The 22,128-nt window shown below is 72.4% G+C and carries 22 protein-coding genes; 18 read left to right on the forward strand and 4 right to left on the reverse strand.

The genetic code is table 11. From position 1 onward, the window contains the following. Positions 1 to 7: 7 nt before the first annotated feature. From ACZ4XX_RS22300 to ACZ4XX_RS22345, 10 genes are all read left to right on the forward strand, one after another. On the forward strand, positions 8 to 1,444 hold the full coding sequence (locus ACZ4XX_RS22300; protein ID WP_468509605.1) for a carotenoid oxygenase family protein: 1,437 nt from the start codon (positions 8 to 10) through the stop codon (positions 1,442 to 1,444). A gap of 33 nt (positions 1,445 to 1,477) precedes the next feature. Beyond that, a complete protein-coding gene (locus tag ACZ4XX_RS22305; protein WP_468509606.1) occupies positions 1,478 to 1,933 on the forward strand; it encodes a PIN domain-containing protein in 456 nt (151 codons plus the stop codon). 175 nt (positions 1,934 to 2,108) lie between these two features. After that, positions 2,109 to 3,365, forward strand: a complete 1,257-nt coding sequence (pcaDC, locus tag ACZ4XX_RS22310) for a bifunctional 3-oxoadipate enol-lactonase/4-carboxymuconolactone decarboxylase PcaDC (RefSeq protein WP_468509607.1) — start codon at positions 2,109 to 2,111, stop codon at positions 3,363 to 3,365. Positions 3,366 to 3,374: 9 nt separating this feature from the next. Then, positions 3,375 to 4,010, forward strand: coding sequence for an MBL fold metallo-hydrolase (locus ACZ4XX_RS22315; protein ID WP_468509608.1), 636 nt, complete (start codon positions 3,375 to 3,377; stop codon positions 4,008 to 4,010). Between the two features lie 78 nt (positions 4,011 to 4,088). Continuing rightward, a complete protein-coding gene (locus tag ACZ4XX_RS22320; RefSeq protein ID WP_468509609.1) occupies positions 4,089 to 4,868 on the forward strand; it encodes an exodeoxyribonuclease III in 780 nt (259 codons plus the stop codon). Positions 4,869 to 4,950: 82 nt separating this feature from the next. Further along, a complete protein-coding gene (locus ACZ4XX_RS22325; RefSeq protein ID WP_468509610.1) occupies positions 4,951 to 5,394 on the forward strand; it encodes a DUF6278 family protein in 444 nt (147 codons plus the stop codon). A gap of 159 nt (positions 5,395 to 5,553) precedes the next feature. Then, positions 5,554 to 6,300: an amino acid ABC transporter ATP-binding protein gene (locus ACZ4XX_RS22330; RefSeq protein WP_468509611.1), complete on the forward strand. Its 747-nt coding sequence runs from the start codon at positions 5,554 to 5,556 to the stop codon at positions 6,298 to 6,300. Between the two features lie 14 nt (positions 6,301 to 6,314). Next, positions 6,315 to 7,241, forward strand: a complete 927-nt coding sequence (locus ACZ4XX_RS22335) for a glutamate ABC transporter substrate-binding protein (protein ID WP_468509612.1) — start codon at positions 6,315 to 6,317, stop codon at positions 7,239 to 7,241. An 18-nt stretch (positions 7,242 to 7,259) separates the two neighbouring features. Further along, on the forward strand, positions 7,260 to 7,904 hold the full coding sequence (locus tag ACZ4XX_RS22340) for an amino acid ABC transporter permease (RefSeq protein WP_468509613.1): 645 nt from the start codon (positions 7,260 to 7,262) through the stop codon (positions 7,902 to 7,904). Continuing rightward, positions 7,901 to 8,758 carry an amino acid ABC transporter permease gene (locus ACZ4XX_RS22345; protein ID WP_468509614.1) on the forward strand — a complete coding sequence of 286 codons (858 nt, stop codon included), beginning with the start codon at positions 7,901 to 7,903 and terminating at the stop codon, positions 8,756 to 8,758. The genes ACZ4XX_RS22340 and ACZ4XX_RS22345 overlap by 4 nt, the downstream gene beginning before the upstream one ends. Positions 8,759 to 8,795: 37 nt before the next feature. On the opposite strand, the gene ACZ4XX_RS22350 is transcribed toward ACZ4XX_RS22345, so the two are convergent. Then, positions 8,796 to 10,364, reverse strand: a complete 1,569-nt coding sequence (locus ACZ4XX_RS22350) for an alpha/beta fold hydrolase (RefSeq protein WP_468509615.1) — start codon at positions 10,362 to 10,364, stop codon at positions 8,796 to 8,798. Between the two features lie 113 nt (positions 10,365 to 10,477). After that, complete coding sequence (locus tag ACZ4XX_RS22355; protein WP_468509616.1) at positions 10,478 to 11,740, reverse strand: hypothetical protein; 1,263 nt, start codon at positions 11,738 to 11,740, stop codon at positions 10,478 to 10,480. Positions 11,741 to 11,833: 93 nt separating this feature from the next. On the opposite strand from ACZ4XX_RS22355, the gene ACZ4XX_RS22360 reads away from it, so the two are divergent. Continuing rightward, positions 11,834 to 13,120 (forward strand): cytochrome P450, encoded by a 1,287-nt coding sequence (locus ACZ4XX_RS22360; protein WP_468509617.1) that lies wholly within the window; start codon positions 11,834 to 11,836, stop codon positions 13,118 to 13,120. On the opposite strand, the gene ACZ4XX_RS22365 is transcribed toward ACZ4XX_RS22360, so the two are convergent. Next, positions 13,071 to 13,802 (reverse strand): hypothetical protein, encoded by a 732-nt coding sequence (locus ACZ4XX_RS22365; protein ID WP_468509618.1) that lies wholly within the window; start codon positions 13,800 to 13,802, stop codon positions 13,071 to 13,073. The genes ACZ4XX_RS22360 and ACZ4XX_RS22365 overlap by 50 nt on opposite strands. Before the next feature lie 104 nt (positions 13,803 to 13,906). Between ACZ4XX_RS22365 and ggt the strand changes: the two genes are divergently transcribed. Continuing rightward, a complete protein-coding gene (ggt, locus tag ACZ4XX_RS22370) occupies positions 13,907 to 15,718 on the forward strand; it encodes a gamma-glutamyltransferase (RefSeq protein ID WP_468509619.1) in 1,812 nt (603 codons plus the stop codon). Between the two features lie 164 nt (positions 15,719 to 15,882). On the opposite strand, the gene map is transcribed toward ggt, so the two are convergent. Further along, a complete protein-coding gene (gene map / locus ACZ4XX_RS22375) occupies positions 15,883 to 16,650 on the reverse strand; it encodes a type I methionyl aminopeptidase (RefSeq protein ID WP_468509620.1) in 768 nt (255 codons plus the stop codon). Positions 16,651 to 16,682: 32 nt separating this feature from the next. Between map and ACZ4XX_RS22380 the strand changes: the two genes are divergently transcribed. The 6 genes from ACZ4XX_RS22380 to ACZ4XX_RS22405 all read left to right on the forward strand — a co-directional run bounded on the left by ACZ4XX_RS22380 (position 16,683) and on the right by ACZ4XX_RS22405 (position 22,079). Beyond that, complete coding sequence (locus tag ACZ4XX_RS22380; protein WP_468509621.1) at positions 16,683 to 16,934, forward strand: helix-turn-helix domain-containing protein; 252 nt, start codon at positions 16,683 to 16,685, stop codon at positions 16,932 to 16,934. A 58-nt stretch (positions 16,935 to 16,992) separates the two neighbouring features. Beyond that, a complete protein-coding gene (locus ACZ4XX_RS22385; RefSeq protein WP_468509622.1) occupies positions 16,993 to 17,565 on the forward strand; it encodes a DinB family protein in 573 nt (190 codons plus the stop codon). Positions 17,566 to 17,631: 66 nt separating this feature from the next. Then, on the forward strand, positions 17,632 to 18,015 hold the full coding sequence (locus ACZ4XX_RS22390; RefSeq protein WP_468509623.1) for a PPOX class F420-dependent oxidoreductase: 384 nt from the start codon (positions 17,632 to 17,634) through the stop codon (positions 18,013 to 18,015). 115 nt (positions 18,016 to 18,130) lie between these two features. Further along, the gene (locus ACZ4XX_RS22395; protein ID WP_468509624.1) at positions 18,131 to 19,612 is read left to right on the forward strand and encodes a UL36 very large tegument protein; all 1,482 of its coding nucleotides are present in this window, start codon (positions 18,131 to 18,133) and stop codon (positions 19,610 to 19,612) included. A 347-nt stretch (positions 19,613 to 19,959) separates the two neighbouring features. Next, on the forward strand, positions 19,960 to 20,802 hold the full coding sequence (locus ACZ4XX_RS22400) for a nitrilase-related carbon-nitrogen hydrolase (RefSeq protein ID WP_468509625.1): 843 nt from the start codon (positions 19,960 to 19,962) through the stop codon (positions 20,800 to 20,802). Continuing rightward, complete coding sequence (locus tag ACZ4XX_RS22405; RefSeq protein ID WP_468509626.1) at positions 20,799 to 22,079, forward strand: aspartate aminotransferase family protein; 1,281 nt, start codon at positions 20,799 to 20,801, stop codon at positions 22,077 to 22,079. Before ACZ4XX_RS22400 ends, ACZ4XX_RS22405 begins: the two co-directional genes overlap by 4 nt. The last annotated feature ends 49 nt before the right edge of the window (positions 22,080 to 22,128 follow it).

The following is a 22,128-nucleotide window of genomic DNA, read 5'->3' on the forward strand; positions in this document are numbered from 1 at the left end:
AGGTCTCGTGAGCACGCACACGCCACCGCGTTTCGACCCCACGCGCGTCCCCCACCTGCTGGGCTCGTTCGCGCCGGTCACCGAGCAGGTCGACGTCGCCGACCTGCAGGTGACGGGCGAGATCCCGGCAGCCCTCGACGGTGTGTACGTGCGCAACGGCCCCAATCCCCGCTTCACCCCGATCGGCTCGTACCTGTACCCCATCGACGGCGACGGGATGCTGCACGGCGTCTGGCTCTCCGAGGGGCGCGCCCGCTACCGCAACCGCTTCGTGCGCACCCCCGCGATGAAGGCCGAGGAGTCGGTCGGTCGCGCCCTGTGGGGCGGCGTCGAGTCGATGATCACGCCGGACGCGGAACAGGTCGGCCCGGAGCTCGCGGGATCCTTCAAGGACCTGCCCGACATCAACGTCGTCCGGCACGCCGGGCGCGTGCTGGCCCTGGCCGAGTCGGCCTGCCCGTTCCGGGTCGACGCCGGTCTGGAGACCGTGGGCCGCGAGGACTTCGGCGGGGCGCTGCCCGCCGGCATCACCGCCCACCCCAAGACCGACCCGGTGACCGGCGAGATGGTCGTCTTCTGCTACGCCCTGGAGCCGCCGTACCTGACCTGGTCGGTCATCGGCCGTGACGGCACCCTCACCCGTGGACCCGCACCCGTCGACGGCGTGGACGAGCCCTTGATGATCCACGACATGGCCCTGACCACCCGCTACGTGGTCCTCGTCCTCGCTCCCGCCTTCATCGACCTGGACGCGGCCATGGCGGGCGGTTCGTTCCTCGCCTGGCGGCCGGAGCGCGGCACGCGCGTGGTGCTGATCCCGCGCGACGGCGGAGCGCCGGTCTGGGCGACCGACGAGGCCTTCTGGCTGTGGCACACCGTGAACGCCTACGACGACGGCCCCGGTGAGCAGGCCCCCGTCGTCGTCGACTTCGTGCAGTGGAGCAGGCTGACCGTCGGCAGGAGCCCCGACGACGCGGCGGAGCCGGTGAGCGGCGGGCTGGTACGGGCGCGGATCGACCCGGCGGCGGGCAGCATGGCCCGCACCCTCCTCGACGACTCCCGGGTGGAGTTCCCCCGGGTCGACGACCGGCGCATCGGGAGACGGCACCGCCACACCGCACTGGCCACCCAGACCGGACGGGAGGGCCTGCTGCCGGGCGAGTACGACGCGGTGCGCTGGTACGACACGGAGACCGGCGAGACGTGCGTCTGGCCCGCAGGGAACCTCTCCGTCGGCGAACCGGTCTTCGCCCCCGAGCCCGGACGGCACTCCGACGAGCACGGCTACTGGCTGACCTTCGCCACCGACCGCACCGACGGCTCGAGCTGGTTCCTGGTCATCCCCGCCGAGGACCCCGCCTCCGGGCCGGTGGCCAGGGCCCGCGTCCCCGTCCGGGTCCCGCTCGGCCTGCACGGCTGCTGGCTGCCCACCGAGGACGGATGACGCCGGTCGGGGGCCTCCTGACATCCTGGGGCGATGAGCCCTGAGGATCCGCCGCTCCGTCCCCTGCTCGTGGTGGACGGCGCCAACGTCGTGGGGTCGGTGCCGGACGGCTGGTGGCGGGACCGGCGAGGGGCCGCCGAGCGGCTGCGTGACCGGCTCGCCCTGACGGGCGGCCCGTCCGACGGCCCGTTCGCGGGACCGTACGAGATCGTGCTGGTCGTGGAGGGCCGCGCCCGGGGCGTCGCCCCGGTACCCGGCGTGCGGGTCGAGGAGGCCCCCGGCAGCGGCGACGACCTGATCGCCGAACTCGCCCGGAACGCGCACGGCCGACCGTGCCTGGTCGTCACCGCCGACCGCGAGCTGCGACGGCGGGTGGAGGAGGCGGGCGCCCGCTGCGCGGGCCCCCGCAGCATCCCCGTCGTCCCCGCGGCGCCGCCCCAGGGCCGGTCGAGGACGGCCGGTGGAGGGGGAGAGGCCGACCACCGGTGAGGGCCTCGCCCCAGGCCGTCTCCCGACACCCGGCCCCGACCGGAGCGGATGTGACACCCGGCCCCGACCGGAGCGGCGCCGCCCGGGAGGTCTTCCGGCTGGTCAGACCCGTACCGCCGAGACAGCCGTGCCCCCGGTCAAGGGGGCGGTCGTGAGAGATGAGAGGGTCTAGCGGGTGAGCGAGACATCACCGAACACCCTGCAACTGCAATACCGCGTCGACGGGAACGAACAGGCTCCCGTCCTCGTCCTGGGCCCCTCGCTGGGCACCACATGGCACATGTGGGACCGGCAGATACCGGAGCTCACCCGGGACTGGCGGGTCGTCCGCTTCGACCTTCCCGGGCACGGCGGGGCGCCCGCCGAACCCTTCACCTCCGTCGCCGAGCTCGGCGACCGGCTCCTCGCCACCCTCGACGCGATCGGCGTCCAGCGCTTCGGATACGCCGGCTGTTCCCTCGGCGGCGCCGTCGGCCTCGATCTGGCCCTGCGCGCGCCCCACCGGGTCGCCTCCCTGGCCCTGGTCGCCACCTCGCCCCGCTTCGGCAGCGCCGACGAGTTCCGCCAGCGCGGTGTCATCGTCCGCGCCAACGGTCTGGAGCCGATGGCCAGGACCGCACCCGAGCAGTGGTTCACCTCGGTGTTCGCCGGAGCGCAGCCCGCGATCGTGGACTGGGCCGTGCAGATGGTCCGGACGACCGACCCCGCCTGCTACATCGCCGCCTGCGAGGCCCTCGCCGTCTTCGACGTGCGTGAGGCCCTCGACCGGATCGCCATCCCGGCCCTCGTCCTCGTCGGCTCCGAGGACCAGGTCACCGGCCCCGCCGAGGCCCGCACCCTGGTGGCGGGGATCGCCGACGCCCGGCTCGCCGTCGTCCCCGGAGCCTCGCACCTGGCCCCCGTCGAGCAGCCCGCCGCCGTCACCGACCTGCTCATCGAGCACTTCGCCGGTACGGCCCCGGACACCAGCGGCACCCTGACCGTGCCGCCGCTGCCCGCGGCCCCGGTGCCCGCGGCCGAACCGGTCCCGGTGCCCGAACCCGCCGAGGCGGGCCGCCCCGACCCGTACGAGAAGGGGCTCGGGCTGCGGCGCGAGGTCCTCGGCGACGCCCACGTGGACCAGGCCCTCTCCGGCGACGCCGACGGCGCCTTCCAGGAGCTCGTCACCCGGTACGCCTGGGGCGAGGTCTGGAGCCGCGACGGTCTCGACCGGCGCACCCGGAGCGTCGTCACCCTGACGGCCCTCATCGCCGGAGGCCACCGGGAGGCCCTCGCCGACCACACGCGCGCGGCCCTCCGCAACGGCCTCTCCGCCGAGGAGCTCCGGGAGATCGTGCTCCACGCGGGCGTGTACTGCGGGTTCCCCGCCGCCGAGACCGCGCTGCGTGTGATCGCCCGGGTCGTCGAGGAGGAGACGACGCCCCCGGCGTAGCCTGGCCACGTGAAGCTGACGAAGAAGTCCCACGCGTGCGTGCGGCTGGAGAAGGACGGGCGGACGCTCGTCCTCGACCCCGGCATGTTCACCGAGGAGGACGCGGTCCTCGGGGCCGACGCCCTGCTCGTGACGCACGAGCACCCCGACCACTTCGACGAGGGCCGTCTTCGGGCCGCCCTCGAAGCCAACCCGGCCGCCGAGATCTGGACGCTGCGCAGCGTCGCCGACCAGCTCTCGGCGGCCTTCCCGGGCCGCGTGCACACCGTCGGGCACGGCGACACGTTCACGGCCGCCGGGTTCGACGTCCAGGTGCACGGCGAGCTGCACGCCGTCATCCACCCCGACATCCCGCGCGTCACCAACGTCGGCTACCTCGTCGACGGAGGCGCCGTCTTCCACCCCGGCGACGCGCTCACCGTGCCCGACCACCCGGTGGACACGCTGCTGCTCCCCGTCATGGCCCCGTGGAACAAGATCTCCGAGGTCATCGACTACGTGCGCGAGGTCGGGCCGCGCCGCGCGTACGACATCCACGACGCCCTGCTCACGGACCTCGCCCGGCCCATCTACGACCGCCAGATCGGCGCGCTGGGCGGCACCGACCACCAGCGGCTCGACCCCGGCGCGTCCGCCGAGCTCTGAGCCCGTCCGCCGGGCGCCCGAGGCCCCTCCAGCCCGGCACGGCGTCGATTGTCGGACCCCGCACGTAGGCTTGCGCACATGCGCATCGCCACCTGGAACGTCAATTCGATCACCGCCCGGCTGCCCCGTCTCCTCGCCTGGCTGGAGAGCAGCGGCACGGACGTGCTGTGCATCCAGGAGACCAAGTGCACCGCCGAGCAGTTCCCCACCGAGGAGCTGCGCGCCCTCGGATACGAGTCCGTGGTCAACGCCACGGGCCGGTGGAACGGCGTGGCCCTGGTCTCCCGAGTCGGCCTCGCGGACGTGGTCACGGGCCTGCCCGGCGGCCCGGAGTACGACGGGGCCGAGGAGCCCCGGGCGATCTCCGCGACCTGCGGCCCGGTCCGCGTCTGGTCGGTGTACGTGCCGAACGGCCGGGAGGTCGAGCACGAGCACTACGCCTACAAGCTGCGCTGGCTGGAGGCCCTCAAGGCGGCCGTCGCGGAGGACGCGGCGGGGGACCGGCCCTTCGCGGTCCTCGGCGACTACAACATCGCGCCGACCGACGACGACGTCTGGGACCGGTCGGCCTTCGAGGGCCTGACACACGTGACGGAGCCCGAGCGGGCCGCGCTCTCCGGCCTCCGTGAGACCGGCCTGGCCGACGTGGTCCCGCGCCCCCTCAAGTACGACCACCCCTTCACGTACTGGGACTACCGCCAGCTCTGCTTCCCGAAGAACCGGGGCATGCGCATCGACCTGGTCTACGGCAACAAGCCGTTCGCCGAGGCCGTCACGGACGGCTACGTGGACCGCGAGGAGCGCAAGGGCAAGGGCGCCTCGGACCACGCGCCCGTCGTGGTCGACCTCGACGTGTAGCGGACACGGACCCCACCCGGCGGTGGAACGATCTCCGCGCGCCGGGTGGTCGACCGGGAGGTGACGGTGCGAGGCTGTTCGGATGAACATTCCATTCCTGGACAACTGGCTCAAGCGGCACGCATCCGAGCCGGCGGACTTCCCGCTGGCCGCGGCCTTCGACCGTGACCCCGACGGTGTCGCCGAGCTGCTCGCCGAGTGCGAGCTGCTGCGCGCCCGCGTCGCACAGTCCGGAGTGGCGCTCGACGACACCCCCCGTTCCCTCCAGGAGCTCGACCAGCTGCCGCCCCGCTGGCGCGACGACCCGGAGGAGCTGCCCTGGATCGGCAACGACGCCGGGCTCTACCTCGGCACCGTGATCGTGCGGAACGTGCCCGGCGCGCGCTGGCAGGTGTGGCCCGGCGGCGGTCCGGTGGTGCGCCTCGCCTCCGGCCGCGAGATCCAGGTCGTCGAGGCCGGTCTCGACTGGGCGATGACGGGCTCGCCGGAGCTCTCCCAGACGTACGCCGAGGCCGCCGAGTACTGAGCCCGCCGCCCCGCCCGGGCGGTCCCGGGCCCCGACCCCGCCACCCTTCTGCAGTAAATACGGCTTATCTCGGTTTCATGCGTGTCGGGCGTGAAGTCCCTTTTCCGGTGGATAGTTTGCGCTGACTCGACACCGCTGAGAAATGGGGCAGGGCAGCGCATGGCCGTCGTCGATCCGCTGATCGAGCTGCGTGGCGTCAACAAGCACTACGGCACGTTGCACGTCCTCCAGTCCATCGATCTCACCGTCGGCCGGGGGGAGGTCGTCGTCGTCATCGGCCCGTCGGGATCCGGCAAGTCCACCCTCTGCCGGGCGATGAACCGCCTGGAGAGCGTGGAGTCGGGCGAGATCGTCATCGACGGACAGCCACTCCCCGAGGAGGGCAAGGCGCTCGCCCGGCTGCGCGCCGAGGTCGGCATGGTCTTCCAGTCGTTCAACCTCTTCGCCCACAAGACCGTCCTCGCCAACGTCTCCCTCGCGCAGATCAAGGTCCGCAAGCGCAAGAAGGAGGAGGCCGACCGGCGTTCACGCGAACTCCTCGACCGGGTCGGACTCGCCGCGCACGCAGACAAGTACCCCGCCCAGCTCTCCGGCGGCCAGCAGCAGCGCGTCGCCATCGCCCGCGCCCTCGCCATGGACCCCAAGGCGCTCCTCTTCGACGAGCCCACCTCCGCTCTCGACCCCGAGATGATCAACGAGGTCCTCGAGGTCATGCAGCAACTCGCCCACGAGGGAATGACGATGGTGGTCGTCACCCATGAGATGGGCTTCGCCCGCTCGGCCGCCAACCGGGTCGTCTTCATGGCCGACGGGAGGATCGTCGAGGACCGCGCCCCGGAGGACTTCTTCACCGCCCCGCGCAGCGAGCGCGCCAAGGACTTCCTGTCCAAGATCCTCAAGCACTGAGCGGGGTGGGAACCATGCAGCGTACGCACCCCCCGCGGCGCACCCCGGCCGTACTCGCCCTGCTGCTCGCCCTGACGGCGGCGCTCGCCGGCTGCGGCAGGGAGGGCAGCCCGCCCGTCAAGGGCCCGCAACCCGACCGACTCCCCGTCTACCAGGTCCAGTCCGGCTTCACCCTGCCGGAATCCCCCACCTGGAACCGGGCGAAGAAGCGCGGCCGTCTCGTCGTCGGCGCCAAGGAGGACCAGCCGTACATGGGCGAGAAGGACCCCGCCACCGGCCGCTACTCCGGCTTCGACATCGAGATCGCCAAGATGATGGCGGCCTCCCTCGGCTTCGACCCGGCCGGCATCGACTTCCGTACGATCGCCTCGGCCAACCGCGAAACCGCCCTGCAGAACGGGCAGATCGACTACTACGTCGGCACCTACACCATCAACGACAACCGCAAGAAGCTCGTCGGCTTCGCCGGCCCCTACTACATGGCCGGCCAGTCCCTCCTGGTCCGCACCGACGAGAACGACATCGACGGCCCCCAGGACCTGGCCGGCAAGCGGGTCTGCTCGGCCGCCGGCTCCACCCCGTACCAGCGCATCGAGACGGACTACCCGAAGGCCGAACTCGTCGCCTACGACACGTACTCCGCCTGCGTGGACAACCTGCTGACCTACCAGGTCGACGCCGTCACCACCGACGACACGATCCTCATGGGGTACGCCGCCAAGGTCCCCGACGAACTCAAGGTCGTCGGCAAGCCGTTCTCGAAGGAGCCGTACGGGATCGGCGTCCCGCGCGGCGACAACGCCCTGCGCTTCGCCCTCGACGACGCCCTCGCCGTCCACGAGGAGAACGGCGACTGGAAGAAGGCCTACGACGCCACCCTCGGCCTCTCCGGGGTCCCCGCCCCGACACCGCCCCCCATCGACCGCTACCCGGCGAGCTGACGAGAGGAGCCTCCCGACATGGACGTCCTGACCGAGAACTTCTCGCTCTACGCCGAGGGATTCTGGGGCACCGTGGAACTCACCGTCTACGCCTCGGCGTTGGCCCTCGTCCTCGGCTTCCTCATGGCCTCCTTCCGGGTCGCGCCCGTGGGATCCTTCCGGGTCTTCGGCACGGTCTGGGTCACCGTCCTGCGCAACACGCCGCTGACCCTGCTCTTCTTCGCGGTCATGCTGGGCCTGCCCCGCTTCGGGCTGGTCCTGCCCTTCGAGCTGTTCGCGGTCCTCGCGCTCGGCTGCTACACCTCGGCCTTCATCTGCGAGGTGCTGCGCTCCGGCATCAACACCGTCCCGCGCGGGCAGGGTGAGGCCGCCCGCAGTCTGGGGATGAGCTTCACCCAGTCCCTCGGGACGGTCGTCCTGCCGCAGGCCTTCCGCACGGTCATCCCGCCGATCGGCTCCACCCTCATCGCCCTGGCCAAGAACTCGGCCATCGCCGGAGCGTTCAGCGTCACCGAACTCCTGGGCACCTACAAGACCCTGAGCGAGCTCGGCTACAACATCGTGTGGACCTTCGTCTGGATCGCCGTCGGATACCTCGTCATCACCCTCACCATCAGCGCCCTCTTCCACGTCCTCGAGAAGCGCTGGGGAGTCGCCCGATGACCGATTCCACCGCCCTCTACGACATCCCCGGGCCGAGCGCCCGGCGGCGCCACCTCCTCTACGGCGTCGCGTCCACCGTCGTGCTCCTCGCGCTGGCCGGCTGGATCCTCTATCTCCTCTTCGACAACGACCAGTTCACCTCCACGAAGTGGTCGCCCTTCCTCTACAAGGGCATCCAGGAGCTGTTGCTCGAAGGGCTCGGCAACACCCTCAAGGCCTTCGCCTACGCCTCGGTGCTGTCGCTCGCCCTCGGCGCGGTCCTCGCCGCCGGACGACTCTCCGACCACCGGGTGCTCCGCTGGGTCTCCACCCTGCTCGTCGAGTTCTTCCGCGCCATGCCCGTCCTCGTGATGATCTTCTTCATCTTCGTGGCGCTCAAGGTGCAGGCACTGCCCGCACTCGTCGCCGGACTGACCCTGTACAACGGCTCCGTCCTCGCCGAGGTCTTCCGCACCGGCATCCACGCCGTGGCACGCGGCCAGGGCGAGGCCGCGTACGCCCTCGGCATGCGCAAGACACAGGTCATGACCTACGTCCTGGTGCCGCAGGCCGTCCGCGCGATGCTCCCGGCCATCATCAGCCAGCTGGTGGTCGCCCTCAAGGACACCTCGCTCGGATTCCTCATCACCTACGAGGAGTTCCTCCACGCGGGCAAACTGATCGCCTCCAACCTGGACTACGACCTGCCGTTCATCCCGGTCGTCCTGGTGATCTCACCGATCTACATCGGGATGTGCATGCTGCTGTCCTGGTTCGCCACCTGGGTGGCCCGCAGGGAGCGCCGCAGCCCGAAGACGAAGGCCGTGGACGTCGGTCCGGCCGAACCGGAGACGCTGCTGCCGGGACAGCGGTAGCGAGCGAGAGCCGCACCCGCCCGGCGGCAGCCGGTGATCACTCCTTCCGCAGCGGTACCGACACGTACGACGGGTCGGCCGCGGGGGAGGAGAAGGTCAGCTGCGCGCCGGTCGGGTTGTGCTCGATGTAGAGCGGGTCGACGGTGTCGACGACCAGCGCGAGCCGGTGGCCCGCCGGGACGTCGTACGCCGTGGAGAACAGCTCCAGATCGACGCCGAACGCCTTGCCCGGGGTCCGGTCGTGGAAGGTGTACGGGGCGTTGCTGACGAGCTTGCCGATGCCGAGCGGACCCACGTCGTAGAGGTACGCGACGAGGGTGCCGCTCTCCTCGGTGGACGTGACGGTGGTGTGCACCTTCACCGTGCCGCGCACCCGCTGCGGGGTGGCGTACCGCTCCGACTGCCAGACGCCGGCGAAGGCGCGGGGGAGCAGGGGGACGGAGACCATGGGCGGGGTGCGGAGGAACTGGTCCAGGGCGTTGGTGAGCAGGGTGATGCCGCCGTTGGCGCCGGAGTCGACGTTCGCCCGGACCCGCTGCGTACCGCCGAGGGCGAACGTCCGCTGGTCGGCGTGGACGGACTTCCAATCGGGGTAGCCCTCGTATCCGCCGGTGGACCGGGACTTGAGCTGGACGGGCTGCTCGCGGTCGATGCCGTTGTCGACGCCCTTGAGGTGGCGGTCGAACCAGCGGTGGGCGCTGGTCCAGGTGTCGTTGGGGAGCCCGAACAGGCCGGTGGCCTCGGCGGTGGCGTGGTCGCCGGGGCGGAACTCGAGGCGCTTGGGGCCGGTGAGCTTCTCGAAGAAGCTCGCGTACTGGTTGGGCGGGAAGATGGTGTCGCCCCAGGCGTTGCCGAGCATGATCGCGGCGCCGTTGGCGTTGATCCGGTCCAGTTGCTCGGCGGGGGAGCGCTTGCGGCCCCAGGCGATCATGTCCTCCTCCTTGTCCAGGTTGGAGGAGAGGAAGTCGCCCAGGATCTGCTTGAGTTCGGGGCCGGGGCGGCCGGTGAGGTAGCCGGCGCCACCGAGCAGGGCGGCGGCCTGGAGGTGCTGGGTGCGGCCGCTGTAGATGGACTCGATGAGATCGGCCCAGCCGCTGAGCGCGGCGACGGCCTTGATCCGCGGGTCGTGGGCGGCGGCGAGGAGGCTGATCCCGGCGCCGTACGAGACGCCCGCCATGCCGATGTGTGCGGGGTCGGCGTCGGTGTGGGCGAGGGCCCAGTCGATCACCTTGGAGGCGTCCGCGATGTCCTTGGGGCCCGCGGTCTCTATCTCGCCGCCGGACTGCCAGAAGCCGCGCGAGTTGTAACTCACCACGATGTAACCCGAGTCGGCGAGCAGCTTGGCCTGGACGAGGTACTCGACCTGGGGCATGGCCCAGCTCGTGGGCAGCACGATCAGCGGGTGGCGGCCGGTGCCGGTGGACCCGGCGGGGGTGACGACGTTCGCCTTGAGGACGGTGCCGCCCTCCCCGGCGATGTCGACGAAGCGGATGCCGGTGCCGGCGGCCGCTGCGGCCTCGCCGGCCTGGGCGGCGGGTGCGAGCCCGAGGGCCGTCCCGGCCACGAGGGCGGCCGAGACGGCGAGGGCCAGGGGTGTGCGTCGCACGGGTCACTCCTCACTGGGGCACTGCTGGGTAGGCAGTACGGGAACTGATGGGGGGCAGTGAAAGTGACCCGACGGTAACCGCGAGGGCTTACCCGTGGTAACTGGTCGGTAAGTTACGTGCGGGTAACGATTGGCGGGCGCGCGGCCCCGTCCAGGAGGGAGACGGCCTCCGCGAAGTCCGCGTGGGCCTCCCCGTACCGGTCGGCGGCGACGAGGAACATGGCACGGTCGGCGAGGGAGCGGGCGGTGACCTCCGGCGAGCCGGGAAGACGACGGGCGAGCGCCACGCCGTCGTCGAAGAGGGGGCGCAGACACTCCCCGCCCCGGCGGGCACGCCACTCGTGGAGAACGACGGAACGCCGGACCAGCCGGTGGTGCACGTCCACCGCCTCGGCGACGCGTCCGGCCTCGGTCAGCTCGGCGACCCTCCTCTCGAGGTCGGGGATCTCGCCGAGGTAGGACTCCCTCGTGTCGGGGGACCAGTCCGTGCAGTCGGTCCCGAAGGGTGGCGCCGGCGCGTCCCGGCTCGCGGGCGGCTCGGCTGCCCGGCCCGACAGGGCGAACAGGGTGGACCACCAGGAGCGGGCGCTGCTCCGGCTGGAGGGCTCGCCCGACTCCGCCCGCCGGGCCAGGGTCCCGAGGGCCTCCCGTCGATCCGCGGCGGCCTCCTCCCGCCGACCGCGGGCCTCGAACATCCCGGAGCGGTGGACGAGTTCCCACACCAGGTCGGCCGGCGGGTACTCCTCGGCCTCCACCTCGGTCCGGGTGAGGTCCACGAGCTCCGTGAAGATCACCAGCGCCTCCTCGTGCCGTCCGGCGGCGTCGAGCTCCGCCGTCTTCTCGACCGCGACCGAGAAGGCGAGATCCAGCCGGCTCGGCACGGTGTGCCGGCCGCGGATGTCGGCCGCCTCCCCGTGACGCCCCTCCTCGGCGAGCATCGTCGCCAGCCGCCACCGGCCGTACCCGGGACTCTGTACCTGGCCCCGTTCGAAGGCGAGCCGCCCCGCCTCGGCCATCTCCTCGCACACGGAGAAGGCCTGGGCGCGCTGCCCGACCGTGAGCAACGTGCGCTGGTACGCGGTCAGGACGCGGCAGACCACCTCGGCCCGGTTCGGTTCGTCGGCGTCGATGCGCCGTGCGGCGTCCGCGGCCTCCGCGAGGAGGGCGAGCCGCAGGTCCACGCCGCCCCGGCTCTCGACCTCGTACCCGTACGAGACCAACGCCCCCGCCAGCTTCGGCAGGTAGGCCGACGGGCTCACCCGTGCGAGCACGCGGTACGCCTGGACCTCCTGGGAGAGGCTCGGCCGGTCGGATCCGAGCAGCATCGTCCGTGCCCGCAGCACCGCATCATGATCGATCTTCTCGGAGTGGTTCATGACGGTGATTCTGGGATCCGGCCGAGGGGCCGGACAAGGCTGTCGAAGTGTGCGATCAGTCCTACGAAAACCGCCCCTGACCTGTCATGATGGATGTGTCATCACCCCTTGCAGGGAGGCGCGGTGCAGGAGTCGAGCGGCGTACCCGACGTCTTCGACCCACGGATCTACGCGACCGGCATCCCGCACGACCGCTTCCGTGCCCTGCGCGACCACACGCCGGTCGCCCGGCAGGAGGAGCCCGGGATCCTGGGCTGGCCCGCGGGCTCCGGCTTCTGGGCCGTCACCCGGCATGCCGATGTCGTCCGGGTGCTGAAGGACCCGGGCACGTACTCGTCCTGTCTCGGCGCCACCCAGATCCGGGACCCCGACCCCGCCGATCTGCCGTTCATCCGGCGCATGATGCTCAATCAGGACCCGCCCGGGCACGGCCGGTTGAGGCGTCTCGTCAGCCGGGCCTTCACCCCGGGGCGGATCGAGAGATTCGGCGCCACCGCGCGCGAGCGCGCCCGCCGGCTGCTCGCCGGGGCGATCGACGCCGGGGGCGAGGTGGACCTCGTCCGGGCCGTCACCGACGACTACGCCCTGCTCAATCTCACCGATCTGCTCGGAGTGCCTCCGAGCGACCGGGGCCTGCTGCACACCTGGACCGAGCGGGTCATCGCCTACCAGGACCCCGACGAACCGCCCGTCCTCGACGACGAGGGCCGTCCCGTCAATCCGCGGTCGCCCGCGATGCTCGCCGAGATGTTCGGCTACGCGCAGGAACTCGCCGCCCACAAACGCGCGCATCCCGCCGATGACGTGATGAGCGTGCTCGCCACCTCCGAACTCGCCGACGCCGAGCTGGAGATGTTCTTCTTCCTGCTGACCGTCGCCGGGAACGACACGGTCCGCAGCGCCGCCCCCGGCGGTCTGCTCGCCCTCGCCGAACACCCGGACGAGCAGCGGAGACTGTGGTCGGGCGAGGTCGCCACCGACACGGCCGTGGACGAACTCCTGCGCGTACACCCGCCCGTGCTCTCCTTCCGGCGCACGGCGGCCATCGACACCGAACTCGCCGGCCAGCCGATCCGCCGCGGCGACAAGGTCGTCGTCTTCCACGCCTCCGCCAACCACGACGAGCGCGTCTTCCCCGACCCGCACCGCCTCGACCTCGGCCGGACCCCGAACCCCCACGTGTCCTTCGGCGGCGGCCCGCACGTCTGCCTCGGCGCGCACTTCGCCCGGCTTCAGCTCCGCGTGCTCCACGAGGAGGTGCGCCGGGCCTGCGGCGGCCTCGAACTCGTCGGAGAACCCCGGCGCCTCGTCTCCAACTTCATCAACGGCATCAAGTCGCTGCCGGTGCGACTGCCGGGGCCGTCCGTGCCGCGCGCGTGACGTCGGCCACCAGTTCCACCACATCGGGGCCGTACGCCTGCGAGTTGACGACCTTCAGGAGCACCACGAAGGACCCGGAGCGGTGCAGTCGCGCCAAGTCCGTGTAGTGACGGGCCAGATAGCGGGTGGCCGCCTGGTTGGTGATGGCCCGCTGTCCGCAGAAGAGGAACACCGGGCGGCCGCCCTCCCCGGCGGTGAGACGGGCGAGGATCACGTACTCGCTGACCCCGGGCTCCGAGGGATAGCGGTCACCGCCGACCACGAACGCCCCGCGGTCCGCGCTCGGCTCGACCTCGACGTTCACCTCGATGCCCGGGAGCAGGGTCGCCAGATGGGCGGCCATCCGCCGGTTCGAGTAGGGGCCGCCGACGCAGAACTCCGTCCGGTCGCCGAACCCCTGGTGCGTCTGATCGTGCGAGAGGATCCGCGCCTGCGCCCCGCAGTCCTTGATCAGCGCGGACAGTTCAAGCAGCGCGAACACGTCGAACCGGTGGACCGAGCGGTCGCCGCCCGACTCCCTGTTCACCACGAGCAGGCACTCCGCGTTCCCCGGCAGGCCGAAGAACTCCTGCTTGCGGCGGAGCCTCCGCCGCCAGAGGTACGTGCGGCCCAGCCAGCCGAGCGACGCGCTGACCCCCGTGGCCAGCACGCCGAGCACGATGTTGCGCAGGTCTTCGTCCATGGGCGCGCATGCTAGCGGGGAAACGGCCTTCTGTTCGAGGCGGTCCTGACGTGAGGGCCGGGGGAAGTTACGCTGCGCGGACGGTCATTGACTGGAGGTAGGGAATGCGTCGGTCCGCCGCTGGAAAGGTCTCCGTTCTCGCCGTCGCGGCGACGGTGCTCTCGATGGGTGCCGCCGCCCCGCCCACGGCCCCACCGGCCGCACCTCCACCGCCCGTCAAGGAACCCGTCGCCGTCGGGTACGGCGGCGCGGTCGCCAGCGTGGACGCCGACGCCTCGGCCGCCGGTGTCGAAGTGCTCCGCAAGGGCGGCAACGCCGTGGACGCCGCCGTCGCCGTCGCGGCCGCGCTCGGCGTCACCGAGCCCTACTCGGCGGGCATCGGGGGCGGCGGCTACCTCGTCTACTACGACGCGAAGAGCCGTACGGTCCACACCGTCGACGGACGCGAGACCGCGCCGCGCTCGGCGGACACGAACCTCTTCGTGGAGAACGGCGCGCCGATCCCCTTCGAGGAGGGGATGACCAGCGGCCGCGGCGTCGGCACCCCCGGCACCCCGGCGACCTGGAAGACCGCGCTCGACGCCTGGGGCAGCAAGCGGCTCGGCACCCTGCTCGAACCCGCCGAGCGGCTCGCCCGCGACGGCTTCACGGTCGACGCCACCTTCCGCGCCCAGACCGCCGGCAACGAGGCGCGGTTCCGCGACTTCCCCGCCAGCTCCGCACTCTTCCTTCCGGGCGGGCAGTTGCCCGCCGTCGGGTCGGTGTTCAAGAACCCCGACCTGGCCCGTACCTACGAGAAGCTGGGGCGCGAGGGCGTCGGCGCGCTCTACCGGGGTCCGCTCGCCCGGGACATCGTGAACACCGTCCGTACGCCCCCGGTCCGCGAGGGCGCCACCCGGAAGGTCCGGTCCGGCGATCTGACGGAACGTGACCTCGCCGCGTACCGGACCGTGTTCCGCAAGCCCACCCGGGTCTCGTACCGGGATCTCGACGTCTACGGCATGCCCCCGTCCTCCTCCGGCGGTACGAGCGTCGGCGAGGCCCTCAACATCCTGGAGGGCACCGACCTCGCGGGCGCCTCCCAGGCCCGCTACCTGCACCGCTTCATCGAGTCGAGCCGCATCGCCTTCGCCGACCGGGGCCGCTGGGTCGGCGACCCCGCCTTCGAGTCCGTGCCGACGCGCGGACTGCTCTCCCAGCGGTACGCCGACTCCCGCGCCTGCCTGATCCGCGACGACGCCGCCCTGACCAGTCCCCTCGCGCCCGGCGACCCCGACAGCCCGGTGCCGTGCGCGAGCGGTGGCACCGCGGCCCCGACCACGTACGAGGGGGAGAACACCACCCACCTCACGGTGGCCGACAAGTGGGGCAACGTCGTCGCCTACACCCTCACCATCGAATCCACCGGCGGCAGCGGGATCACCGTGCCCGGCCGCGGCTTCCTGCTCAACAACGAGCTGACCGACTTCTCCTTCGCCCCGGCCAACCCGGCCGTGCACGACCCGAACCTGCCCGGCCCCGCCAAGCGGCCGCGCTCCTCGATCTCGCCGACGATCGTCCTCGACGGCCTGGACCGGCCGGTCCTCGCGCTCGGGTCGCCGGGCGGCGCGACCATCATCACGACGGTGCTCCAGACCCTCACCGGAGTCGTCGACCGGGGCCTGCCGCTCGTCGACGCGATCGCCGCGCCGCGGGCCAGTCAGCGCAACCAGGCCACCACCGAACTCGAACCCGGCCTGTGGAACAGCCCGGTCAGGGCGGAACTCGAAGCCATCGGACACGGCTTCCGGCAGAACCCGGAGATCGGCGCGGCGACCGGCGTCCAGCGCCTGCCGGACGGCCGCTGGGTGGCCGCGGCCGAGACCGTCCGCAGGGGCGGAGGCTCGGCGATGGTGGTCAGGCCGGCGGGGAAGTAGCGGCGGAGGAGGGGGGGAGGGGGCGCACGGGTGCCTCCTCCCCCCTTGTGGTGGAGGCGCGTGCCGCACCGTGCGTCCTGCGTGTCCCGCAGTGGACGTGCCCGCCCCCGCGCGTCCTCGTCGCCTGGCGGGGGGACGTGGTCCCCCAGCTCGTCCTCCGCGTCCTACAGGGCCGTCAGCACCCACGGGCCCTGGTCCGTGACGGCCACCGTGTGCTCCGCGTGCGAGGCGCGCGAGCCGTCGAGCGTGCGGATGGTCCAGCCGTCGCGCGCCGTGTAGTGGTCGTCCGTGCCGCCCCCGATGAGCATCGGCTCGATCGCGAGCACCATTCCACGGCGCAGTCTCATGCCCCGGCCCGGCCGTCCCTCGTTGGGGACGCCCGGGTCCTCGTGCATCGTGCGGCCGATGCCGTGGCCGCCGAAGCCGTCCGGGACGCCGTACCCGGCGGCGCGGCACACCCGGCCGATCGCGTGCGCGATGTCACCGATGCGGTTGCCGACGACGGCGGCCGCGATGCCCGCCTCCAGGGCCTCCTCCGCCGCGGCGATCAGCCGGGTGTCCTCCGGCCGGGCCGGGCCGACCGTGAAGCTGATCGCCGAGTCGCCCGCCCAGCCGCCGAGCAGGGCCCCGCAGTCCGCCGAGACCAGGTCGCCCGGGGCGAGCCGGGTGTCGTCCGGGATGCCGTGGACGATCGCGTCGTTCACGGAGACGCAGACGACCGCGGGGAACGGCACCGGCGCCCACTCCGGGCGGTAGCCGAGGAACGGCGATCCGGCGCCCGCCTCGGCGAGGACCTCCCGCGCGGCCCGGTCCAGGTCGGTCAGCGGCACACCGGGCGCCGCCTTCTCCCGTACGGCCGCGAGGGCGCGGGCCACCACCCGCCCCGCCTCACGCATCGCGGCCAGGTTCTCGTTCGTCTTGATCTCCACCATGCCAATTACTATACCGGTATTAGTATGGCGTCATGGTGCGCACACCCCTGACCCCCGAAGAGCGCGAGCGCGGCGAGCGACTCGGCCTGTTCCTGCGCCAGGCGCGCGGCGAACGGTCGATGGTGGAGATCGCCGCCGCCGCCGGCCTGTCCGCCGAGACCCTCCGCAAGATCGAGACGGGCCGGGCCCCGACCCCGGCGTTCTTCACCGTCGCGGCCCTCGCCCGGGTCCTCGGCCTCTCCATGGACGAGCTGGTCGTCCGCTGCGCACTCGCGCCCGCCTGACGGCCCGGACCCCGAGTACGTCGGAATTCGGTGGCGTGACGGACCGGCGCGGGCGACCATGCGAAGCATGAGCGACGAACCCGCACGATGGACCGCGGCGACCGTCTACCCCGACATGTGGGCGGACCCGGACGACGACCCCCGCAACAACAACGGGGGCGCCGCCTCCGAGGGTGAGCTCGCGACCTTGCGGGACGGCCTGCGGGACTTCCGTCTGACCCTCCGGATGAAGTGCGAGGGGCTGGACGCGGAGCAGCTGGCCCGCCGGTCGGTCCCGCCGTCGACCATGTCGCTGCTCGGTCTGATCCGGCACCTCGCCGAGGTGGAGCGGGACTGGCGCAACTGGATCGGCGACGGTGAACCGCTGCCGAAGCTGTACGGCAGGAAGGACGCGGACTTCGACGGGGCCGTCGCCGAACAGGCCGTGGTCGACGCCGCGTACGCCGATCTGGAGCGCGAGCAGGCGGCGCTCGACGCCGAACTGGCCGAGTTCCCCGACCTGGGCGCCCGGGTGGGGAAGGGCGCGATCGCGATCCGGGAACTGATGGTGCACCGGATCGACGAGTACGCCCGCCACTGCGGCCACGCCGACCTGCTGCGCGAGTGCGTCGACGGCAGGGTCGGCCAGTGACGGCCGTCCGGTGGCGGGAGACCCTGGCCCACGCCCCCGGCCCGACCCCGGCATAGGCTCCCGGGCATGATGCCCGAAGAGCTGCGGCGCGGCCGCTACGTCAGCCTGACCACCTTCCGCAAGAACGGCACGGGGGTCGCGACACCCGTCTGGTACGCGGTGGACGGCGACGCACTGTACGCCTGGACCCGCACGGACTCCTGGAAGGTCAAGCGGCTGCGGAACGACCCGAGGGTCGAGGTCGCCGTCTGCGACCTGCGTGGCAACATCGCCGAGGGCACCGAGCGCTTCACCGGCGAGGGCCGGCTGGTGACGGGGGACGAGCTGCGCCGGATCCGCGGGCTGCTCTCGCGCAAGTACACCTGGCAGTACTGGCTGACCGACGTGCCCGCCATGCTCGTCCGGCTCGGAAAGCGTCCGCACACCGGGATCGTCGTGCGATTCGGGTGAAGCGGGAGGCGGGGCACACACAGGAAAACGGTCCGTAGTCGTCCCGTAACACGACTGCGGTCCAATACCCGCGGACCGGAAGGTTCCAGTCGACGGCGGGGCAGGTGCGGATCGCATGACGGTGTATCAACTCCCGGTGGAAGCAGCCATGTTCAGGCAGTGGTTGACGGAGCTCGCGCGCCGCATCCCACCGGGCGGCTGGTACGCGGTCTTCGCCGAACGGGACCCGGAGGGGCTGCGCGCCTGCTTCGACGGGACGGAGCTCCTGCCCTGGGACATCGCCGAGTCCCTGCTCCAGGACGCCGGCGAACCGTTCGGGGGGCCGTTCGCCCTCCGGGGCAGGACGCTGTACGCGGCGGCCGCCGGCGCCCACGACCGCCGCCCCGGCGCGGCGGAGGCGCTCACCGAGCGCCGCGAGCTCATGGAGCGCGAACGCCGGTACGCCGAGTCCCGCGCCCGCGAACTGGGCGACCGGCTCCGCGCGGCCCCGGCTCCCGGCCCGGACGACAGATCCCGCCTGGAGCACGACCTGGCCTGGACGCGCGACGACCACGCGCGGGCGACGGCGCGGGTCGCCGACCTGACGGGACGGCTCGCACGGCTGGGGGAGTGGGGCGAGAGCGGGGCGACCCCGGGGCCGCCGCCCAGGCCCATGGCCCCGGCCGGCCCGCCCGGGCCCGTTCCGTCGGTGGTGGCGGTCACGGCGGCCGCCCCGCCAGCCGAGCCACCGTCCCCGCCGACCAAGCCCCTCTCCCCGCCTGCCAAGCCCCTCTCCCCGCCTGCCGAGCCCCTCTCCCCGCCTGCCGGGTCGCCCGCCCCGCCGGCCGAGCCGTCCGTCCGCACCGCCGGCCCCAAGCGCCGCCCGCGGGGCGCGCGGTACGCGTGGCTGGACGGTGGCGCCGAGGACCAGGGGCCGGTGGCCGCACCCATGCCTGCGCCCGCTCCCGTACTGCCCGTCGGGGGAGCGGCGCCGCGAGGGGCCCGGTTCGGGGGCGCCGTCCCGACCGCCGAGGCCGCCGCGCCCGGTGGTGCCGACCGGGCCGCGCTCTCCGACGCCGACACGGCAGAGGCGGGCCGCGCCGCCGCGAACGCGGTCTACGCGCTCCAGCGGCTCCGCGCCCAGGGCCGTAGCGGCGAGGCCCACGCGCTGCTCTGCGAGGCGCTCGGCGGTCCGCCCGCCCGGCTGCCCGCCCTCGCCGGGGAGCTGCACCGGGCCGGGCTCGGCGCCGACTGGTCCATCCTGCTCTGGGAGGCGGCCTCGCTGCCGCCCGGCCGACTCGCCGCCGTCGCCGGGGCGCTCGCCGACGCGGGCAGGGCCGCCGACTGCGAGCACCTCCTCCGCCAGGGCGTGGCCCGCCCCGTCGAGGAGCTCGCCGGGGCGTGCTCCGCCCTGCGCGCCGAAGGCCACCACCGCGAAGCCCTCGCACTGCTCACCGCCTTCGTCCGGGTCCGTGCCCCCGAGGACGCCGCCCGCCTCGCGGCCGAGGATCCGCGGGGGCTCGCGCCCCAACTCCGCGAGGCCGCCCGAGCGGTGTCCGCGGCCCGCGAGAGCGACCTGATGCACGCCTTCCGCGTGGCCGGCCTCGCGGGCGCGTGACCCGGCCGGGCGGGCTCCGGCGGCCGGCCCGTGGGCTCCGGTACGGCCCGGAGGGCTCCCCTCACGCGCACCGGAACCCCGTCCCGCGCGCACCGGAATCACGTCGCACGCGCCACGGCGTCCCGCCTCGCGGGGCAGGCCCGCAACCGTACGTCTCCGTCATGCCCGGACGTGCCGGTACGTGTCGGTACGTGTCCGACGTGGACCACTCGGGTATGAAACATGATCGACCCCGCCGCTTCCCGGCGGCGGTCTTGCTCCGGGGTGTGACGGGGCTTACGTTCTCCTCCTACGCATCGCGTCTACGTGCGTAGAGGCTCTCTGACGCCGTGCCGAAGGAGCAGATCATGACCGACGTCGTACGCGCCGCGCTCGTCCAGGCGACCTGGACCGGCGACACCGAATCCATGATCGCCAAACACGAGGAGTACGCCCGGGAGGCCGCCCGTCAGGGTGCCAAGGTGATCGGCTTCCAGGAGGTGTTCAACGCCCCCTACTTCTGCCAGGTCCAGGAGCCCGAGCACTACCGGTGGGCCGAGCCCGTCCCCGACGGCCCCACCGTCAGCCGGATGCGGGACCTCGCCCGGGAGACCGGGATGGTGATCGTGGTGCCCGTCTTCGAGGTCGAGGGCGAGGGCTTCTACTACAACACCGCCGCCGTGATCGACGCCGACGGCAGCTACCTCGGCAAGTACCGCAAGCACCACATCCCCCAGGTCAAGGGCTTCTGGGAGAAGTACTACTTCCGCCCGGGGAACGCCGGCTGGCCGGTCTTCGACACGGCCGTCGGCCGCGTCGGCGTCTACATCTGCTACGACCGGCACTTCCCCGAGGGGTGGCGTCAACTCGGGCTCAACGGAGCTCAGTTGGTCTACAACCCCTCGGCCACCCACCGTGGTCTCTCCTCCTACCTCTGGCAGCTGGAGCAGCCCGCCGCGGCCGTCGCCAACGAGTACTTCGTCGCCGCCATCAACCGCGTCGGCGTCGAGGAGTACGGCGACAACGACTTCTACGGCACGAGCTACTTCGTCGACCCGCGGGGGAAGTTCGTCGGCGACGTCGCCTCCGACAAGGCCGAGGAACTCCTCGTCCGCGACCTCGACTTCGGACTCATCGAACAGGTCCGCCAGCAATGGGCCTTCTACCGGGACCGGCGCCCCGACGCGTACGACGGGCTGGTGCAGCCGTGAGCAGCCTCTTCGAACGGCACAGGGCCGTCATCCCCGACTGGGTCGCCCTCTACTACAAGGACCCGATCGAGATCACCCACGGCGAGGGCCGCCACGTCTGGGACGCCGACGGACGCCGGTACCTCGACTTCTTCGGCGGCATCCTCACCACCATGACCGCCCACGCCCTGCCCGAGGTCACCAAGGCCGTCGCCGAGCAGGCCGGGCGGATCATCCACTCCTCGACGCTCTACCTCAACCGCCCGATGGTGGAGCTCGCCGAACGGATCGCCGGACTCTCCGGCATCCCCGACGCCCGCGTCTTCTTCACCACCTCCGGCACCGAGGCCAACGACACGGCGCTGCTCCTCGCGACCGCGTACCGCCGGTCGAACCAGATCCTCGCCATGCGGAACAGCTACCACGGCCGTTCCTTCTCCACCGTCGGCATCACCGGCAACCGCGCCTGGTCGCCCACCAGCCTCTCGCCGCTGCAGACCCTGTACGTCCACGGCGGCGTCCGTACCCGCGGCCCGTACGCCCGGTACACCGACGAGCAGTTCATCGAGGCCTGCGTCGCCGACCTCGAGGACCTCCTCGGCCACACCCGGGACGTCGCCGCGCTCATCGCCGAACCCATCCAGGGCGTCGGCGGCTTCACGGCCCCGCCCGACGGTCTGTACGCCGCCTTCCGCCGGGTCCTCGACCGGCACGGCATCCTGTGGATCTCCGACGAGGTGCAGACCGGCTGGGGCCGTACCGGCGAGCACTTCTGGGGCTGGCAGGCCCACGACCAGGCCGGGCCGCCCGACATCCTCACCTTCGCCAAGGGCATCGGCAACGGCATGTCCGTCGGCGGAGTCGTCGCCCGCGGCGACATCATGAACTGCATCGACGCCAACTCCATCTCCACCTTCGGCGGTTCGCCCATCACCATGGCCGCCGGCCTGGCCAACCTCTCGTACCTCCTGGAGCACGACCTCCAGGGCAACGCGCGCCGGGTCGGCGGTCTGCTCATCGAGCGGATCAGGGCGGCCTGCGCCGGGGTCGAGGCGGTACGGGAGGTACGCGGCCGCGGCCTCATGATCGGCATCGAGCTCACCGAACCTGGCACCGAGCGGGCGAACCCGGACGCGGCCGCCACCGTCCTGGAGGCCGCCCGCGAGAACGGCCTGCTGATCGGCAAGGGCGGCGGCCACAACACCAGCATCCTGCGCATCGCCCCACCGCTCTCCCTCACCGTCGCCGAGGCGGAGGAGGGCGCGGCGATGCTCGAAGCGGCCCTGCGAGAGCTGTAGCCACACCGTCCCGCCGTATCGAGATCGGCACGCCGCATCGAGCAGGGAG

Source organism: Streptomyces sp. NPDC029956 (assembly GCF_055574655.1).

Coding starts and splice junctions, on each gene's coding strand:
- ACZ4XX_RS22305 (WP_468509606.1), top strand. CDS start 1,478: ATGAGCCCTGAGGATCCGCCGCTCCGTCCCCTGCTCGTGGTGGACGGC.
- ACZ4XX_RS22320 (WP_468509609.1), top strand. CDS start 4,089: ATGCGCATCGCCACCTGGAACGTCAATTCGATCACCGCCCGGCTGCCC.
- ACZ4XX_RS22325 (WP_468509610.1), top strand. CDS start 4,951: ATGAACATTCCATTCCTGGACAACTGGCTCAAGCGGCACGCATCCGAG.
- ACZ4XX_RS22330 (WP_468509611.1), top strand. CDS start 5,554: ATGGCCGTCGTCGATCCGCTGATCGAGCTGCGTGGCGTCAACAAGCAC.
- ACZ4XX_RS22335 (WP_468509612.1), top strand. CDS start 6,315: ATGCAGCGTACGCACCCCCCGCGGCGCACCCCGGCCGTACTCGCCCTG.
- ACZ4XX_RS22340 (WP_468509613.1), top strand. CDS start 7,260: ATGGACGTCCTGACCGAGAACTTCTCGCTCTACGCCGAGGGATTCTGG.
- ACZ4XX_RS22345 (WP_468509614.1), top strand. CDS start 7,901: ATGACCGATTCCACCGCCCTCTACGACATCCCCGGGCCGAGCGCCCGG.
- ACZ4XX_RS22355 (WP_468509616.1), bottom strand. CDS start 11,740: ATGAACCACTCCGAGAAGATCGATCATGATGCGGTGCTGCGGGCACGG.
- ACZ4XX_RS22360 (WP_468509617.1), top strand. CDS start 11,834: ATGTGTCATCACCCCTTGCAGGGAGGCGCGGTGCAGGAGTCGAGCGGC.
- ACZ4XX_RS22365 (WP_468509618.1), bottom strand. CDS start 13,802: ATGGACGAAGACCTGCGCAACATCGTGCTCGGCGTGCTGGCCACGGGG.
- ggt (WP_468509619.1), top strand. CDS start 13,907: ATGCGTCGGTCCGCCGCTGGAAAGGTCTCCGTTCTCGCCGTCGCGGCG.
- map (WP_468509620.1), bottom strand. CDS start 16,650: ATGGTGGAGATCAAGACGAACGAGAACCTGGCCGCGATGCGTGAGGCG.
- ACZ4XX_RS22380 (WP_468509621.1), top strand. CDS start 16,683: ATGGTGCGCACACCCCTGACCCCCGAAGAGCGCGAGCGCGGCGAGCGA.
- ACZ4XX_RS22385 (WP_468509622.1), top strand. CDS start 16,993: ATGCGAAGCATGAGCGACGAACCCGCACGATGGACCGCGGCGACCGTC.
- ACZ4XX_RS22390 (WP_468509623.1), top strand. CDS start 17,632: ATGATGCCCGAAGAGCTGCGGCGCGGCCGCTACGTCAGCCTGACCACC.
- ACZ4XX_RS22395 (WP_468509624.1), top strand. CDS start 18,131: ATGACGGTGTATCAACTCCCGGTGGAAGCAGCCATGTTCAGGCAGTGG.
- ACZ4XX_RS22400 (WP_468509625.1), top strand. CDS start 19,960: ATGACCGACGTCGTACGCGCCGCGCTCGTCCAGGCGACCTGGACCGGC.